This is a genomic window from Candidatus Hydrogenedentota bacterium (genome assembly GCA_019637335.1).
In the GTDB taxonomy this organism is placed as follows: domain Bacteria; phylum Hydrogenedentota; class Hydrogenedentia; order Hydrogenedentales; family JAEUWI01; genus JAEUWI01.
The window spans coordinates 1-16,961 of record JAHBVV010000012.1 but is presented as its reverse complement, the minus strand read 5'-3'; the positions used below and the strand labels follow the sequence as shown (position 1 = coordinate 16,961).

The window sequence follows — 16,961 nt, the reverse complement described above, 5'->3', positions numbered from 1 at the left end:
CGAACCAGATTACCGCATACCCACATAAGGAAGTGTCAAAGGCTGGGAGCGCAGGCGTCCTCGCCTGCCAGGCGGCGAAGCCGCCGTCCGTCTTCACCCATAACGGATGGCGCAAGGCGTCGTAAAAGACTGCACCCACCCCTACACACCGCCGCGCGCGCCCGCGAAGTACGCTCGGGCTTCTTCCACCGCCGCCTCGCCGCACGTGCGGCCGATCGGGCGGCTCCCCGCCGTGTCGATCGCCGGATGCACGCCGCACATCAGGCGGCCGAGCCCGCTGTCGTCCGCGATGTCCTGGTAGGTCGCCCACTGCAGGCGGATCGGGGCCTCCAGCGGCGCGTCGAAGGGTAGTTCGGACACCTCCCACGCCATCAGCCCGCCGGGCGCAAAACGGTCCCCGGTCATGGCTTCCATCACTTCCTTGAAGGCCCAGCCGAAAGCGGCGTGGCCGGAGGTGTAGGCCGAAAAGGGAGGCGTCACAAAGTCCGGATGCTGGTAGGGGATCCAGCGCTCAGGCAGGATCCAACCCACCCCGGCGTGTGGCCCGCGCCAGCCCATCACCTTCTGGCGGCCCACGTTCTCGCGGTCCGGGCCCGCCAGCGGGTCGCCCGGCGCGATGATCTCGACCACGCCCGGCTCCAACGGCAGCAGATTGCGTTCGCCCAGCCAGCGGATTGCCGTAATCGGGCGAACCCAGTCGTAGTGGCGCTTTACATCCCACACCGCGATCGCCGTGTCGTGCATCGCGCCGCCCAGCGCGAAATAGAGCTTTACGTCATAGGCCAGGTCGTGGCGCGCAGGCTTGTTCGCGGGCGGACGGTCCACCAGCCCCGATCCGGAAAGCACATCGGTCGCGATCTGAAACCACCACGGCCCCGGCATGTTGAAGCGGTTGCCGTCGAGGAAGGCCGCCTGCGCGCGGTAGTAGTCGCCCCGCCGGACATAATTGTCCGCATACGGCGCGCCGGTATGCGGATTCTCCGCGTGGCCCGTGCCGCTGTCCTCGGGAAAGGGGTTGTTCCCGCGCGCGCCGGGTGAAATGTTGACCCAATCCCGCCCCGCGCCCGTCTCCGGGTCGAGCGCCGCGCCATAGCGCACCACCTCCATGAAGTCCGCGATGAATTTCGCCTCCGTATCGCTTCCGTAACGGTAGGGCGGGCCGGGATCGATGCGGAGCGCGTCCTCCCGGTACGGGGGCAGCGCGAAGGGCGTCACGAAACACCAGTGCGGCGTCAGGAAGGACTGTACATCGCCCGACGGCAGGCGAATGGGCTGCCAGTAGTTCACGTCGAGCGCGGCGGGCATGGGGCCGTCCATTTCGAGCGGTGGATTCGCCGGCACGTAGCCCGTTGTGTCCACGTAGCCGTCCGGCTCGTTCGCGCCGTCCGCCGCGCAAAAGTCCAGCGCTGCTTCGGCGATTTCCACGCCCAGCGCCTGCGCGGGCGAGTTCACGGGAAAGCCCGCAGGCGTGAAGTAGCCCAGGGCGATCATCTGCTGTTTGAAGGCCGCATAGGCCGCGTGGCCCGCCGACCCGCGCGGCTCGTCCGCCAGCGCGATGAAGCCCTCGCGCAGCACCGGGTACAGCGCGTGGCTCAGCGTCTCCGCCACGTTCTCGATCGCCGGGTCGCCCACGCGCGGTTTGAGTCGCGTACCCGTGAAATAGCCGGAAGCGGTTGGGTCGTAGGCGGCCCACGCCTCATACATCGTCGCGCTCACGTGCCAGAGCTTCCGCGCCTGCACCGTCGGCCCCTGATCCTTCGCGCGCGTCGCATCCAGCGCCAGCCGCATCCACGTCTGGGCGATATCATTCAGATCTGCGGCGCGATCTCCGGGCAGCGGACAACCGGACAGGGAAAGGAACAGCACCGCGCAGGCGGCGATGATGGCGTGACGGATCGGGCAATATACGCTTCGCAAAGGAGGCTCTCTACAAGGATTACGGACTGAGGTTATACAGGATGAGTTACGGGCCCACGAGCGCGCGCAAGGGAATTTGCGGATTGTCGCTGCGGGCGAAGGGATACCTGTGCGCGTCGTGCGGGCAATTTTCTAGATATGGATTTTTTCTGGGTCGTGTGGTTCGCTTTTGTATGGATCGGGACCGGTGCACGACGAAGTACCTCCGCTCGAATGCGCCGAAAAACTCTGGCGCTTCGTGAAATCGTTCGAGAACCGCTTCGCAGTATGCCACGGCGCACTCCGCCCCCAAAAACTGTTCCCGGACACGGCGCATTTCGAAATGTTCGGACTTCATTTCGAGGAATATCAGGTGCTGGCGCTCTCCCTCGTATACGATGAGAATATAGTCGCAGCAACGGCGCTCTCCAGCGCCGTGCCGCAGAAAATAGCCGAGATCACCGGTATCCAGACGGAGGGCCAGGGCTCCTTCCGGAACACCCCTGACCGTAACCTGGCGCAGTTTCGACCCCGGATCCTTCTCGGTCAACTCCAGCACGCCGCCCTTGGGATAAACGCAATAGTCGTCATTGAAAAGGTCTTCGAGCAATGTATTGCCCCTGTCACACGGTCGATTCCACCCCGTAAAGAATCGCGTCCTGAATCCGGTTCATATCATCAATCGTCTTGTCGAAGCTCTCCGCTTCAATGCCCAACTCGGGATCAATGTGCGCCTGGGTGAGCGTAAAAACGTTTCTCTTGCGCTGGTTCCCATCCACGGCCCGCGTATGCTTTCCGGAAATGTAGAGCCGAACCCTGGCCGGGTCGAGCAGTTCGTCCTCCGCATATCCCTCTTGCCGCATGAGACTGTGGACCCCGTCCTTATGATGGTTCAGCATGATGAGCGTATTAAACTCTTTCACAATGTAGTCGCTGTGCGTGGTTATAAACACCTTCAGCCCGTGGTTGACCAAGGTTGCGAGGAGGCGCGCAACCCGCCGCTGGTTTTCGGGGTGAAGGTTCAATTCCGGCTCATCGATCATCAACAGCTCGCCGGGGCGGGCGATATGCCGTAGATAGAAGCCCACGTCCAGCAGGGACCTGACCGAACTGGAGCTTTCGTCCATCGTTAACTGGACATTTCGCTTGTCGGAGGGAATGAAGTACGGTTCGTCCTTCACAACCTTGTAGGTCCCGCCAATGATGTCGGAGAATTTGCGCAACAGGTCCGGGTGGCGACTTGAAAGTGCGCTCTCCTGCTTGTCCAGTTCGCCGATCTGGCGCGTAAAATCGACATTGCGCTTGACGGGGAGCGCATAGTCGGTGGAGTACTCACGCAACAAGCGAAACGGGTCGAATTTCGCTGTCTTGTCACTCAACATGTCCAATGCGCGATTCCGGGCCAGGTCGAGTTCCTTCCGAAAAATCGCGGCGCCCGTTCGTTCCGCGCTGGCGATAAACGGTCTCGGGATCAACTGGCCATACAAGATACGCTTGATGGCCGCTCCGATCCGGTGTTCCAGTACGTACTTCGGGGGGATCAGCTCGGAGCTGTCCTTTTCGACCAAAAGGGCTACTTCGAGCCATTCCGGTTCAACGTGGTCAATATAAAAGACATCCTTCTCGCGCGACCGCAACGTGGATTTTTCGTAGGAAGAATCGGGCGCTGGCTTCGACGCAAGCCGGGCTTCAAAGGATGAGTCCTTGAAAAGCTTCTCCCGCGATGCAAAAACCTCGCTCAACAGCTGCGAATACTCGGTAGACGCCCTGTCCAATTCCTTCCGGGCGCGCTCCACGTAATGAGCAAGCGATATACGGGCCTTTCCATTGGCATAAAGCGCCTCAAGTACTTTCTCTTGCACCGGCGGGACATAGGCTTCTTCCCAGAAGTCGAGGAAACCGTACAAGGCGTATGTGGCGTAGGTCTTTCCCGTATTGTTCGAGCCGCAGATTACCGTCAGGTCACCGAGCTCGAATTCCGCCTGCTCGATTGGTCCCAGTTTTCGTAGCTTTACGTTCATGTCGCATCCAGGCGCTGCCGTCGTGACAGGAGTGTTTCCAGAAGGTGTTCTTGAGCGCTTCGTTGATTCTACGTGATAGTAGCTTGTGCTTCAATACATCGGTAGCGTCAAAGCGCCCGTCCCGCGGCCGCGGCGGAGGCCCAGGCCCATTGGAAATTATAGCCGCCGAGCCAGCCGGTCACATCCATCACCTCGCCAATGAAGTACAGACCCGGCACGTCGCGGGCCTCCATCGTCTTGGGCGAGAGCGCGCGCGTGTCCACACCGCCCCGCGTCACTTCGGCCTTGGCGAAGCCCTCCGTGCCCCGGATGGGCAGGGTCCAGTCCTGGCACGCGGACGCCATGGCGCGCAGGTCGCGATCCGGGGTCTCGCCGAGGGGCCGCTGCCAGCCGTGTTGTTCGCAGAGGCGTTTCGCGAGACGCGCCATGAGGCGTTCCCGCAGGATCGCGGCGGGCTGGGTCCGGGGCTGTGCGCGCTTCTGGTCCAGCAGGGTCTCTTCGAGCCGGACCCCCGGAAACAAGTCGATATGCACCGGATCGCCTTCGCGCCAATACGACGAAATCTGGAGGATGGCGGGCCCGCTGAGGCCCCGGTGCGTAATCAGCACACTTTCCTCAAAGCGCGCCCCGCCGCAGGTCACCGCCGCTTCAAATGCGTTGCCCGACAGATCCGACAGGCTCCCAAGCTCCGTTTCGGGGAGCGTCAACGGCACGAGCGCGGGCGCGGGCGGAATCAGCGGCACGCCGAATTGTTCCGCAAGCTGGTAGCCGAAGCCCGTGGCGCCGATCTTCGGGATGGACAGCCCGCCGGTAGCCACGACGAGCGCGGGCGCCTGAAAGGTCCCGTGGGCCGTGTGCACGAAAAAGCCGTCGGGCTTCTCCACGCCCGACACTGCGCAATTCGTCCGCAGGTCCACGCCCGCGGCGGCGCAGTCGCCCACCAGTGCGTCGATGATCTGCTGCGCCGAGTCATCGCAGAACAACTGCCCGAGTTTCTTCTCGTGCCACGCGATACCGTGGCCTTCCACGTAGGCGATAAAGTCCCGCGGGGTATAGCGCGCGAGCGCGGAGTAGCAGAAGCGCGGGTTTTCCGAGAAAAAGCGGGGGGGTTCGGTGTTGAGGTTGGTGAAATTGCAGCGCCCGCCACCGGAAATGCGGATCTTCCGGCCCGGCGTCGCGTTGTGCTCGATCAGGAGCACGCGGCGGCCGCGGCGGCAGGCCTCGATGGCGCAGAAGAGCCCTGCGGCGCCGGCGCCGAGAATGATGGCTTCGTAGATGTGGGATTGGGTCATGGGATTACGCGAATCGGCTCAAAAGGAAAAGGATGGAACGCCGATCATACGCGGCGTCCCATCCCCGCTGCAAAGCGTTTTGCTACGGTATCCGGACCGTCACCAGATCCGATCGCAGGTGGCCATTCTCGGTGATCCGCGCCAGGAAGCAGATGGCGCCGTCCTTCGCGATGGCGAGCGAGTTCACGTAAAGCGGGCGATCGCCGTTCTCATAGAAGATCGCGCCGTGATCGAGGTACTGGCCCGTGGGAATGTCCCACGTTATCAGGTGGAGGTTCTCCAGTCCCTTCGCCTCGCCCATGGCGGTCGATTCCTTCCCGGCCACGCGCCGCCCGTCCTGGTAGATCGGGCCGCCGGTCAGGTAGACAAGGGTGCGCCCGTCCGGCGCGAGTTCGAAGCCGAGATAGCCATAGCTGAACTGATCGAACATGCCGCTGCGCTTTGAAACCTCGGAGGTGATGCGATCCAGCACGACCACGCGGTTCGCTGTTGGATCGTAGCGGAAGAGGTAGCCCGAGTTGCCGTGCACGCCGTAGAATTGCGAATCGACCGGGTTCCAGATGGTCTGCCGCCAGTTGTAGGCCATATGCCCCGGGGAGGTGGGGTCGTAAAGGCCGAAATAGTCCTTGCGCAGGTTTTCACCGGTTACGGGCTCGATGGCGTCTTTCGCGTGGTCGTAGCGGAAGATATCGCCCTCGGAGACGGTGTAATAGGCGGAACCGTCGCGCGGATCGACGGCGATAGAGCGGCACAGCGTCCGGTACTCGGCGCCCTGGCCCGATTCGCCCTTTGCCGAGATGGGGCCGAAGTCCTTCCAGGCGCCCTGGGCCAGGTCATAGCGGACGAAATGGCCCGCCGGCCAGGTAATGCCGAAGATGCGGCCGCGGGCCGTGTCCATCGCCATGGTGAGGATGCCTTCGTTGGCCAGGGGGATGCCCAGATCCTCGAATGCGCCCGTCGCCAGATCGTAGGAGAGCACGTGGCCGCCCGGATACGGCTTCCAGCCTTCCGGCGGGATGCCCATCTGCTCCTTGCCGTCGATGATGCTGTAATAGCCGGCGTGCGTCGCGAAGTACAGTTTCCCGTTCGCCTCCACGAACACGTTGTGGCTCTTGCCCTGCACCAGGGTCTTTGTATCCTTCTCCCCGCAGGCCTCGGTGAGGTCGCCGAGATGCGTGATGACTCCGGAGCCCGGCTCAAAGCGGTACAGCTGGGCGCCGACGTCATGGCGCGTCGAACTCAGCGCGTAGTACACGTTGCCGTCACTCGCGGCGCCCATGCTGTTGTAGGAGTCGTGCGCATCGGCAAACCCGGAGTTCCACGTTTTCGCCGTAATGCGGTTCGCCGGTTGAAACGGGTCCGCCGCTGCCGCGAAGACACATGAAGCGGCCACCCCCAGACAGATCACAACACCTTTGTGAAAGAACTTCATAATAGCATCCTTACTATAGTTACCCTACAGCCTAAAGCCTACAGCCTACAGCCTAAAGCCTAAAGCCTAAAGCCTAAAGCCTAAAGCCTACAGCCGGTCCAACTGGCTCCAGACTTTCTGGAAGGCATTGACATACTGCGCGATCAGTTCCGGCGCCTCGCCGTAGAAGATGGGCACAAAGATGTGGTTTCCGTTGACGTAGGCGTTGCCGGGCATGGATTCCGGGATGGTGGGCGGGTGATGCCACCACTGCGGTTCGCTGTAGATCTTCAGCTTGTGCTGTTCGGGGTAGTCCCAGACATCCGCCTGCACGCCCTCGGCCTTGAGCGCGGCCAGCACCTTGTCGCGCGCCACGCCGAGGCCCGCGAAATCGACGAGCAGCATGTTCTTGTAGTAGTAGACGCGCTCCTGGTCCTCGCGGCAATGCGGCTCGGTAATCCCGCGGAGCTGCACGAGCTCATCGTTCAACGCACGGATGTTCTTATCGACCATGGCGTTGGTGGTGTCGAGCGCCTGGAGCTGCTGGCGGCACACGGCGGCCGCGAAGGGGTGCATCCGGTACTTCTGGCCGAAGCCCGTGCCCTCGTAGGCGCGCACGGGACTGTCCTCCGCGAATTTCACCGGGTCCTCGTAGTGGCCGAATGCGGCCGCGCGCTCGAAGAATTCCCGCGTCTTGTACATGCCCATGCCGCCCTCCACGCAAGGCATCACTTTGGTGGTCTGGAAACTGAAGATGGCCATGTCGCCCCACGTGCCGATCTTCTTGCCCTGCATTGCGGCGCCGTGCGCGTGCGCGGCGTCTTCGAGCGTGATCAGGCCCTTCTCGTTGCACCATTCCCAGATGCGGTCCATATCGCAGGGCAGGCCCCACGAATGCATGACCTCCACCGCTTTGGTGCGCGGTGTCAGCTTGCGCTTCGCATCTTCCAGGTCAAAGCAGGCGGTTTTCGGGTCGATATCCACGAAGATCGGGACCAGCCCCGAGAAGCGCATCGCGAGGCACGCCGAGAAGAACGTGTAGGACGGGACCATCACTTCGCTCCCGGGCGGCAGGTCCAGCGCGAAATACATGCTCGTCAGCGCACTTGACCCGTTCATGTGCGCCTTCACAAAGGGCGAACCCGTATACGCTTTCCACTCGTCCTCGAAAAGTGGAAGCTCGTCATAGAATTTGTTGTTGTCGATCAGCGCGTGCAACGCCTGTTTCTCGGCGTCGCCGTAGCGGGGCCACCGCGTCAGCGCGGCGGTGATTTCCTCGGCCACGGTCACGCTCTTCGGGCCGCCTTCCAAGGCGAGCTTTTCGAGCGGGGCCGCGGAGGCGCCGCCGGTGAGGGTGAGTCCGGCAATAGCCGCGCCGCCCGCTTTCATGAAGCCGCGGCGCGTGACATGGGGGATGGTTCCGGGTTTCTGGCTGGTATGCATGGTTCTGTTCCTTCTGGCCGGAGGGCCTCTGGGGGCTGGTGCTCCGGTCCGTGTTGATCCGGCGGCCCGGCGCCGCGCGGGCGGGCGGCCGCGCGTCGCGTCAGTCGAATTCTCCAAGGCTGCGCACATAGGCGACCGAGGTTTCGATGGCTTGCCGGGTCTGGGCTTCATCGAGCTCCACGCCCTTGGTCCCCTCGAACTCGAGGGTGATCGGGCCGGCGTATCCGTGAGCGTTCAGGACGTCCAGCACCCCCGGAAAATCCACCACGCCCTGCCCCAGGGGCGGGAAAGTCCACGTCTCGAAGCCGCCGTTGTGATCCTTGAACTCCACCGTGGCGACGTAGTCCACGATCTTTTTCAACTCCGACACCGCGTCCGTGTCGCGGTTGTAGTAGGTGATGTTGCCGGTGTCGAAATTGACCCGCACATAGGGGTGATCGACGGCTTGCATCGTTTCGAGGTGGACGGCGCCGTTGGTCCCGAGATCGGGGTGCGTTTCCAGCGCGATGATCACGTCCTGCTCCGCCGCCGCGTCGCCCGCCCGGCGCAGGTGCTCCCAGGCGACCTCCCTGGGGGCCTCGGCGTGCTTCGGCGAGAGAAACATGTAGCGAACGCCGAAGCGGCGGCAGATCGCCAGTTGCCCGGCAAGAATCCCGATACTTTCCGGGGTGGAGAGATCCGCCGCGCCCCGCATGACTACGGGCGCGAGCTTGTGCGCCTCGAGGCGCGCCGCGACCGCATCAATCTGATCGGGCTCGGGGACGTTCATAAACATATGGCGAACGCCGATGGCGGGCAGGTGGGTCCACGCCGCCTCCTCATAGGCGCCATAACTCGCCAGGCGGCACGCCAGCGCGCGCCGGGGGGGCGAATCACCCGCTGCGGCCAGCTGCGCGGGCAACGCCAGGGCGGCCGCGGACGCGCAGCCGAGGAAGTGTCTTCGGGTAAGGCCGGAGGGGCGGGACGAATAGAAAAACGCCATGGTCATTCTCCCCGTGGATGACCGGTGTTACGGCGCGCCGGTTCAGGAGCCGCCTGTGCGGCGCCCGCATGCGCCAGTTTCCCCACGTTTCGTTTGGACTCCCCGTGTTGGGGAGGAATCAGCCTTCCCGGATCGTACGCGACTCGGGATCGTAGAGGGTGCGCCGGCCGGTGTCGTACGACTGCACGGCCATGAGCACCGCCACCGCGTGCTGGTAGCCCGCCGTGATGGGCGCGTGCGTGGTCTCGCGCGACCGGATGCACCGGAGCCAGTCCAGCATGTGATCGGGGCGCTCGATATAGGCCACCCGCTCCGGCTCGCTCACGCAGGCCTGTTGCGGGCCCGCGCCCTCCCCCGTCAGCATTGGATCGTTCCAGTCCACCAGGTCGAGGACCCCCCGGTCCCCGAAAATCTTGAAGGAATTCCCGCTTCCATTGCCGAAATTGGTGCTGTAGCTCACCAGAAAGCCCTCGGGATAGATCCACGTGGCCTGCACGTGATCCGGGGCGGTAAAACCGTGTTCATCGTTCCAGGTGAAGGTCCCGCCCTGGCAGACGCAACTCACCGGGAAGCGCGCCCCCGTGATGTAGTGCACCAGATCGAGGAAGTGGCTTGCGAAGCCCGGTATCGGCCCGTCGGAGGTTTCCCGGTAGCCGTACCAGGCGCTGTAGCGGTCCGCGTTGAACGGTTGCGGCGGGAGATCCATCAGGAACTCGTTCCAGTCCACGTCCGCCTCCTCCACGGGCGCAATATGGCTGTACCAGTAGGGGCGCCAGGCATTGCGGCACTGTTCGATCCGGCTTACCTTCCCCAGCACGCCGGTCTGGTAGCGCTCGCGCGCGCCGGCCATGCTCCCCATGCTCCGCAGCTGGGTGCCGACTTGCACCACGATCCCGTTCGAAACGGCGGCGTCGCAGGCCTTGATGACGCCGGCCAGATCCTTGCCCAGCGGCTTTTCGATGTACACATCCTTTTTCGATTCGGCGGCGGCGGCCAGGTGCGCCGTGTGCTGGTGGTCGCACGAGCCAATCGTCACCGCGTCCACATCGTTGAGCGCGAGCAGATCCTGGTACGAGACGAACTGGCGCGCCTCGGCGCCATACCATTCCTTGCATTTTGCGGCCGCGGCCTCGCGCTTCTGGCGCCAGGGGTCGCACACGGCGGTGATTTCCACGTTTTCCGCCTTGGCGTGCGTGTGAATCCCCGGCATGTGCGCGTGGGCCCCACGCTGCCCACATCCAATAATCCCGATGGAAATCCGGTCGTTTGCTCCGGGCACGCGGGCATAGCTTCGCGCGGTCATCGATACGGCGGCGCCCGCCAGGGCCGTGGACTTGAGGAAGGTGCGGCGGGTAGACAACGAAGACATGGCAATACTCCCCGTTTGGGCGCATGCCTTCGTTACAGCAACATGCTTCCCCCGCGAAGCATGCGTCACTAAAGGAAGTATACGCCGTTATTCCGGCTGGCGCAACTGAAATCCAACCGAGTAAAAATGGCTCCCGGCAGGCGGCTGGCGGTGCTATACTGGATGCGGAAGCGAGAATGCCGCGGCGGCGCACAGTATCCGCCCAGCGGTGCGGGCCGCCCGGCCGGCGCCGGACGAAAGGAGATTTCTCATGCTCGCCTCCTCCCTCCAGAAAATGCTCGACGAGAACGGAATCAAGTACTTCACCGTGCGGCACAATCCGGCGTTCACCGCGCAGGAGGTCGCGGCCACTACGCACATTTCGGGCCACCGCCTCGCCAAGACGGTGGTTGCGAAGATTGATGGTTCCCTGGCGCTTATTGTCGTGCCGGCCACCCACCGCGTGCGTATGGACGCCATCAAGCGGCTGACCGGCGCCCACCGCGTCGAACTCGCCCACGAAGACGACTTCAAGGAAGCCTTCCCCGAATGCGAGCTGGGGGCCATGCCGCCCTTTGGCAACCTCTACGGCATGGAAGTCTTCGTCGAGCGGGACCTCGCGCAAAACGACACGATTGCGTTCAATGCCGGCGGCCATGACGAGGTCATGAGCATGTCCTACCGGGATTTCGAGCGGCTCGCGCACCCGCGCCCCTTCGGCATGCTGGCGTAGGCCCGCGGGAATCGGTGTGATAGCAAGTCGGGCGGCTTGCGGGCGCGGTGTGGTCGCGTCCGCAAACCGCCCCGCTTGGTTTCATTGGTGGGCGTTCGGGCCGGGCCCGGGGTGCTTTGGGATGTCGGGGTTGTTGCGGGTCGGGGATGCCAGCGTCCCCGGGGGCCGCTCGCGGGGTGGCTTCGGGGGCGTCCGCTGTGCCGGGCACAATGTCCGGCCTCCTGTTGCGCGGTCGGTGGAAGCGCTTGCAACCCGTTGGCGCGTGACGCATACTTAACGTCTGGTCGCAGTGGACCCTGGTGTGTGGCACTTACTGGAGAGACGGTTTCATGCGCGCTTCCCTTTTTGTTTTTCTGGGCCGCGGGTTTCTGGCCCTGGCGGCGCTGGCGGTTTTGCTCGGTTACCAGGCCGTGGCCGCGCCGCTGGATGTCATTCCGAATGCGCCGGTGCAGCCACTGGTCGCGTCGAGCGTGCGGCTGGAGGAGGCGCTGCGCTACCTGGGCAGCGCGCTGGCGCCGGCGGACTCCGCGCGGCTTGCGGAATTGTCGCAACGGGCGCATACCCCGGAGCTTGCGGAAGCGATTCAGGAGGTGCTGGACCCCTACTGCCTGGCGGGGGTGAACATTAATCCCGAGGCGCGGGTGAAGGTGATGCGGGGGCCGGCGGCGGCGCGCCTGCAGCAGGGGGGCTGGAAGAGCTTCCTGATCAAGGTGCACAACGAGGCGGGCACGCGGGCGCCCCTGCAATGGGAGTCGCCCAATGCGGCGCCGGTGCTGCACCAGTCGACGGGCGCGCCGAACCCGCGCGAGGAAAACCTGCTGACCCCGGGCGAGGTGGCGAACCGCTACCTGGAGATGGCGTTTTACGAGAACCGCCCGCTCACGGCGGATCTTTCCGGGATACTGGTGGAGTACAAGGTGCTCCAGGTTTACACGGACCAGGTGGGGCCGCGCGAGGCGAAGATCGGCTTTCACGTGGGCCAGGGATCGCAGGACATCGGCTACCGGAATGCGGTGACGGTGCTGTTCGACTGCGATCCGTCGGTGAAGGTCACGCTGCGCGTGAAGGATCACGACGGCGGGCCGGCGATGGCGTCGTTCATTATCCGCGACAACATCGAGCGCCTGGCCGATGCGGGCGGCGGCGATCTGCCCGCCGATTACCGGAACCGGAAGGCGCTGAACGAGCCTTGGGCGCGGCAGGGGCTGACGGGCCCGCCGCTGGTGGGGGTGTATCCGCTGCCCTCGCGCCGCGTGGCCACGGAATCGGAGTTTCCCGATTTCTTTTTCCACCCGCAGGTATACCGGGCGGATGGCGAGCACGTGTACCTGCCGCCGGGCGCCTATGACGTTACGTGGACGCGGGGGCCGGAGTACCTGTCGCACACGCGGACGATTACAGTGCCCGACGGTGTTTCGGAGCATACAGAGACGTTCCAGCTTGAGCGCTGGATCCACATGAAGGAAAAGGGCTTCTACAGCCTGGACCACCACGTGCACGGCGGCGGGTGCAGCCACTACGAGAGCCCGGAGGCCGGCGTGCGCCCGGAGGCGATGCTCCGGCAGGCGATGGGCGAGGATCTGAACGTGGCGAGCGTGCTCTCGTGGGGCCCGTGCTGGTATCACCAGAAGACGTTCTTCGAGGGCCAGGTCAACGCGCTCTCCACGGCGGAAAACCTGATCCGGTACGACGTGGAGGTGTCGGGCTTCCCCTCGAGCCACGCCGGCCACCTGTGCCTGCTGCGCCTGAAGGAGGACGACTACCCCGGCGCGGAGTACATCGAGCAGTGGCCGAGCTGGACGCTCCCGGTGCTGCAGTGGGGCCAGGAGCAGGGCGGCATCGTGGGCTATTCGCACAGCGGCTGGGGCCTGAACCCGGAAACGCCGACGCAGGAACTGCCGAACTACGTGATGGCGAAGTTTGACGGGATCGGCGCGAACGAGTACATCGTGACGGTCACGCATGGCGCGGTGGATTTCATTTCGGCGGGCGACACGCCGCTGCACTGGGAGCTCAATATCTGGTACCACGTGCTCAACAGCGGGTACCGCACGGCGATCAGCGGGGAGACGGACTTCCCGTGCATCTTTGACGACCGGATCGGCATGGCGCGGAGCTACAGCCGCCTCGACGGCGCGCTGGACTTCGACGCGTTTGCGGGCAAGTTGCGGGACGGCGCGAACTACGTTTCGGACGGGCGCGCGCACATCTACAACTTCCGGGTCGACGAGACGGAGCTGGGCCAGAACAAGAACGAGGTGCGCCTCGATGGCCCGCGCGCGGTCACGGTGACGGCGGATGTCGCGGCATATCTGAATGAGGTGCGGGACGAGGCCGGGCGGCGCATTGCGGAGGGCGGCTTCGAGGGGCGGCCCTACTGGCATGTGGAGAAGAGCCGCATCCCGGGCACGCGCGACGTGGCGGTGGAGCTGATCGTGAACGGCTACCCCGTGCGGGAGCAGGCGATTGCGGCGGATGGCGTGGAGCGGCCGGTGTCGTTCACGCATGAGGTCCCGTATTCGAGTTGGATCGCGCTGCGCATCACGGCGAGCGCGCATACGAACCCGATCTACGTGATCGTGGACGACAAACCCATCCGCGCGTCGCGGCGGAGCGCGGAGTGGTGCCGGGCGGCGGTGGACCGGTGCTGGAAGATGAAGGAGCCGCAGATCCGGCCGGAAGAGAAGGCGGCGGCGCAAGCGGCGTATGAGCATGCGCGGCGGGCGTACGACGCGGCCATCCGGGAATCGGTGGACAATACGGAGTGATGGGGGTGGGGGCGACTGGCGCGTGGCTCACGAACGCCACAGGGCGCGTGCCCGTCCCGGTTGGGGCAACCTGCGGAGCCTTGATGAGGCGGATCGCGATTTGCCACTACCCGGAGGGAATTCTTGGTTGATCAGGGCGGCTGGTCCCAGTGTGAAGCGACCTTCATGTTCCGGAGTGGGCGTTGCGTCAAGCTGGAAGCTTAACCCACGTTGGCGCCCGTTGGAATATCGTCCTGGCTTTTCCAGGAATTGACGCGGTACGAACCGGGTTTCGGCGCCACTTTCCTGGCGCGGCTCGGGCGGGGTTCCGCTCTTTGTAGAATCATTGGCCAGGGGCTTAGAATGGCGCGTGCAGCGATGTTCCCGTGGGCTACCCGGATGAAGGATGTTTTTCGATGCGCTTATTTCCACCAACGCTTCTTGCGGTGGCGATCGCCGTGGCGGCGGGCGCCCTGGCCAAGACGCGGCCGAATATTCTCTTTGTGATGACCGACGACCAGGGTCCGTGGGCCATGACGAACGCGGGCAATCCCGACGCGGATACGCCGGCAATGGACCGGCTGGCGGCGGAGGGCGCGAAGTTCGTCAACTTCTTCACGACGACGCCCGTGTGTTCGCCGTCGCGCGTGGGGTTTCTGGCGAGCCGCTACGGGTCGGAGGTCGGCATTACGGACTGGATCATGCCGCGGCCGCGGCCGGGAACCCGCGACGAGTCGCAGCTGGGGCTGGATCCGTCGCTGCCGACTTGGGTACGGGCGCTTCGGGACGCCGGCTACCGGACGGGCCTGGTGGGCAAGTGGCACCTGGGCACGCAGGATCGCTACCTGCCGGCGCATTTCGGCTATGACTTCTTCTACGGTTTCCGCGAAGGCGGGGCGAAGGTGGTGAATCCGGAGTTGGAGCACAACGGGGTCATCCGCGAGGAGGAGGGACTGACCACGGACCTGCTGACGGACAAGGCGCTGGATTTCCTGAAGGAATCGGCCGGAAGCGGGCAGCCGTTTGTGCTCTCGCTGCACTACCGCGCGCCGCACGCGCCGTGGAAGCCCGTGGCGGAAGCGGACGAGGCGCATGTGAAGGATCGCGCGCTTACGCTGCCGGATCCCGGACTGCCGAACCTCGATCACGCGCGGCTGGACAGCACGATGCGCGAGTACCTGGCGAGCGTGGCGGGGGTGGACCGGAATCTGCGCCGCGTCCTCGCGCTGCTGGACGAGACCGGGCTGGCGGCGAATACGGCCGTCATTTTTACGAGCGATCACGGGTACAACGTGGGCCACCACGGGCTGATCCACAAGGGGAATGGATCGTGGATGACGCTGGAGGGCACGCACCCGAGCGGGCGGCGTCCGAATATGTTCGACACGTCCATGCAACTCCCGACGATCGTGCGGTGGCCGGGGGTGGTGACGCCCGGCGCGATGGTGGACGAGGTGATCACGAATCTCGACTGGTTCCCGACGCTCCTGGCGATGGCCGGCATGGAACCCGACCCGGCGGCGCTGATCCACGGGCGTAATTTCCTGCCCCTGCTGAAGGGCAAGACGATGGCGTGGGACAACGGCTTCTACGCGGAGTACGGTATGCACCACTACGCGGATTGCGATATGCGCGCGTACCGCACGCCCGAGTGGAAGCTCGTGCGGGACTTTCGCCGACCCGGGCAGGACGAGCTCTACGACCTGAAGAACGACCCGGGTGAAACGCGGAATCTGATCAACGATCCCGCGTATGCGGCGATCCGGTCGGAATTGAGCGAGAAGATCAACGACCACCACGCGGCGCTGCGGGCCACCCGGTTGCCCGGCGCGGGCGAATAGGCAGCGGGGCGCCATGCAGTTTCTGGCGTACAGCGAAGTCCCCGAGACGGGCATCGGCCAGGTCTTCAAGAACGCGGCCTGGCGCGGCCTGCTCTGGGTGACGGTCATCATGGCGGTCATCACGGCGTACACGGCCATCCCCAAGGGCGAGCCGACCAACCCCGTGCTGATTGCGGTGCCGGGGACGGTCACGCTGCTCGCCGGCCTGCTGCTGCTGTGGCGGTTGCGCCAGGCGCTGGGCCGCCGGAACTGGCTGATTAAGGCGGCGGACAACGGGCTTTACATCAACCTGCAATCGAATACCGGCGCGCCGCTTGCCGAGGGCGCCCCGGAGGTGTTTTTCGTGCCGCGCGAGGCCATTGCGTCCATTTCGCGCGTGCGCGAGCTACGCACGCTGCCGGACCGGCACGGCCGCTACAAGAACCACTACACCTACTTCGACGTCGCGCTGCGCAACGCGGCGCCCGATCAACTGCTGGTCGGGTTGGCGCAGATCCGGCGCAATCCGCGGCTCCGCAGCGGCATCGGGATCCGCCGGGACATCGTCGGCGCGGTCCGGCTGCATGATCGGCACACGATCCGGCTCGTGTGGGACTGGATGGCGCCGCGCGAGCTTGCGGCGGCGCAATGGTTCGAGGCGCGCTACCCGTCGAAACCGCTGGAGAAGGTGAACGCGCCGGGCTGGCAAGACCTGAGCCAGGCGGCCCGGGAAACCTACATCGACACGCTGTGGGAGTGGGGCCACGTGCAGGACGCGGTGCACCTGAGCAGCCTTCTGCACAACACCAGCCCGCGCAAGGCGGCGATGGACCTGGCCGACCGGCTGGGGTGAATTGGGGGGCCGCTTACGCGGGGCGGCTGCCCGCCGGGAGGTCACGCTGGCGCTCCAAATCGTGCCCGCGGAGCGGGGACGCACGCAGGAACGCCACGAGGCTTTCCGAGCGGTCTGTCAGGCGGTCATACGCCTCGCAGGAAGGTACAACCACGGCGGGCTTCCCATGACGGGAAACGATCTGGGGCCCCGCAGTCATCGCGCGTTCGACGACCTCGCTGAAGTGGTTTCTGGCTTCCTGTAGTTGCCAGGTTTTTTCCACGGCCTGTGCCTCCCAAGTGGATGATTCTGGCCAGACTGTAATCGAAGAACCGCCACGGCGCAAGCAAGAAATTTCGTAATTCTTTAGCGGAATGAAGCTGGCTTGATTCCTCGACGATACAATCCCGCGCCGCAACGGAAGTGCGGACGAATG

The 16,961-nt window shown here is 64.6% G+C and carries 13 protein-coding genes; 4 read left to right on the top strand and 9 right to left on the bottom strand.

Annotated elements, in window-relative coordinates; all coding sequences use genetic code 11:
- Window positions 1-141: 141 nt before the first annotated feature.
- From KF886_14045 to KF886_14010, 8 genes are all read right to left on the bottom strand, one after another.
- Window positions 142-1,917 carry a vanadium-dependent haloperoxidase gene (locus KF886_14045; protein ID MBX3178478.1) on the bottom strand — a complete coding sequence of 592 codons (1,776 nt, stop codon included), beginning with the start codon at window positions 1,915-1,917 and terminating at the stop codon, window positions 142-144.
- Between the two features lie 46 nt (window positions 1,918-1,963).
- A complete protein-coding gene (locus tag KF886_14040; protein ID MBX3178477.1) occupies window positions 1,964-2,506 on the bottom strand; it encodes a hypothetical protein in 543 nt (180 codons plus the stop codon).
- A 13-nt stretch (window positions 2,507-2,519) separates the two neighbouring features.
- Window positions 2,520-3,917, bottom strand: coding sequence for an AAA family ATPase (locus tag KF886_14035; GenBank protein MBX3178476.1), 1,398 nt, complete (start codon window positions 3,915-3,917; stop codon window positions 2,520-2,522).
- Between the two features lie 107 nt (window positions 3,918-4,024).
- A complete protein-coding gene (locus KF886_14030; protein MBX3178475.1) occupies window positions 4,025-5,209 on the bottom strand; it encodes an NAD(P)/FAD-dependent oxidoreductase in 1,185 nt (394 codons plus the stop codon).
- A gap of 82 nt (window positions 5,210-5,291) precedes the next feature.
- Entirely contained in the window at window positions 5,292-6,545 is a 1,254-nt protein-coding gene (locus tag KF886_14025) for a hypothetical protein (GenBank protein MBX3178474.1), read from the bottom strand.
- A 183-nt stretch (window positions 6,546-6,728) separates the two neighbouring features.
- Entirely contained in the window at window positions 6,729-8,063 is a 1,335-nt protein-coding gene (locus KF886_14020) for a DegT/DnrJ/EryC1/StrS family aminotransferase (protein MBX3178473.1), read from the bottom strand.
- Between the two features lie 100 nt (window positions 8,064-8,163).
- Window positions 8,164-9,045, bottom strand: a complete 882-nt coding sequence (locus tag KF886_14015; GenBank protein ID MBX3178472.1) for a sugar phosphate isomerase/epimerase — start codon at window positions 9,043-9,045, stop codon at window positions 8,164-8,166.
- 118 nt (window positions 9,046-9,163) lie between these two features.
- Window positions 9,164-10,414 carry a Gfo/Idh/MocA family oxidoreductase gene (locus KF886_14010; GenBank protein ID MBX3178471.1) on the bottom strand — a complete coding sequence of 417 codons (1,251 nt, stop codon included), beginning with the start codon at window positions 10,412-10,414 and terminating at the stop codon, window positions 9,164-9,166.
- 250 nt (window positions 10,415-10,664) lie between these two features.
- Between KF886_14010 and KF886_14005 the strand changes: the two genes are divergently transcribed.
- From KF886_14005 to KF886_13990, 4 genes are all read left to right on the top strand, one after another.
- Window positions 10,665-11,126, top strand: coding sequence for a YbaK/EbsC family protein (locus KF886_14005; GenBank protein ID MBX3178470.1), 462 nt, complete (start codon window positions 10,665-10,667; stop codon window positions 11,124-11,126).
- Window positions 11,127-11,455: 329 nt separating this feature from the next.
- Window positions 11,456-13,894: a CehA/McbA family metallohydrolase gene (locus tag KF886_14000; protein ID MBX3178469.1), complete on the top strand. Its 2,439-nt coding sequence runs from the start codon at window positions 11,456-11,458 to the stop codon at window positions 13,892-13,894.
- A 395-nt stretch (window positions 13,895-14,289) separates the two neighbouring features.
- Window positions 14,290-15,714 (top strand): sulfatase-like hydrolase/transferase, encoded by a 1,425-nt coding sequence (locus KF886_13995; protein ID MBX3178468.1) that lies wholly within the window; start codon window positions 14,290-14,292, stop codon window positions 15,712-15,714.
- 13 nt (window positions 15,715-15,727) lie between these two features.
- A complete protein-coding gene (locus tag KF886_13990; protein MBX3178467.1) occupies window positions 15,728-16,546 on the top strand; it encodes a hypothetical protein in 819 nt (272 codons plus the stop codon).
- A gap of 13 nt (window positions 16,547-16,559) precedes the next feature.
- On the opposite strand, the gene KF886_13985 is transcribed toward KF886_13990, so the two are convergent.
- Window positions 16,560-16,808, bottom strand: coding sequence for a type II toxin-antitoxin system Phd/YefM family antitoxin (locus KF886_13985; protein MBX3178466.1), 249 nt, complete (start codon window positions 16,806-16,808; stop codon window positions 16,560-16,562).
- Window positions 16,809-16,961: the final 153 nt, after the last annotated feature.

Coding starts and splice junctions, on each gene's coding strand:
- KF886_14035 (MBX3178476.1), bottom strand. CDS start 3,917: ATGAACGTAAAGCTACGAAAACTGGGACCAATCGAGCAGGCGGAATTC.
- KF886_14030 (MBX3178475.1), bottom strand. CDS start 5,209: ATGACCCAATCCCACATCTACGAAGCCATCATTCTCGGCGCCGGCGCC.
- KF886_14020 (MBX3178473.1), bottom strand. CDS start 8,063: ATGCATACCAGCCAGAAACCCGGAACCATCCCCCATGTCACGCGCCGC.
- KF886_14015 (MBX3178472.1), bottom strand. CDS start 9,045: ATGGCGTTTTTCTATTCGTCCCGCCCCTCCGGCCTTACCCGAAGACAC.
- KF886_14010 (MBX3178471.1), bottom strand. CDS start 10,414: ATGTCTTCGTTGTCTACCCGCCGCACCTTCCTCAAGTCCACGGCCCTG.
- KF886_14005 (MBX3178470.1), top strand. CDS start 10,665: ATGCTCGCCTCCTCCCTCCAGAAAATGCTCGACGAGAACGGAATCAAG.
- KF886_14000 (MBX3178469.1), top strand. CDS start 11,456: ATGCGCGCTTCCCTTTTTGTTTTTCTGGGCCGCGGGTTTCTGGCCCTG.
- KF886_13995 (MBX3178468.1), top strand. CDS start 14,290: ATGCGCTTATTTCCACCAACGCTTCTTGCGGTGGCGATCGCCGTGGCG.
- KF886_13990 (MBX3178467.1), top strand. CDS start 15,728: ATGCAGTTTCTGGCGTACAGCGAAGTCCCCGAGACGGGCATCGGCCAG.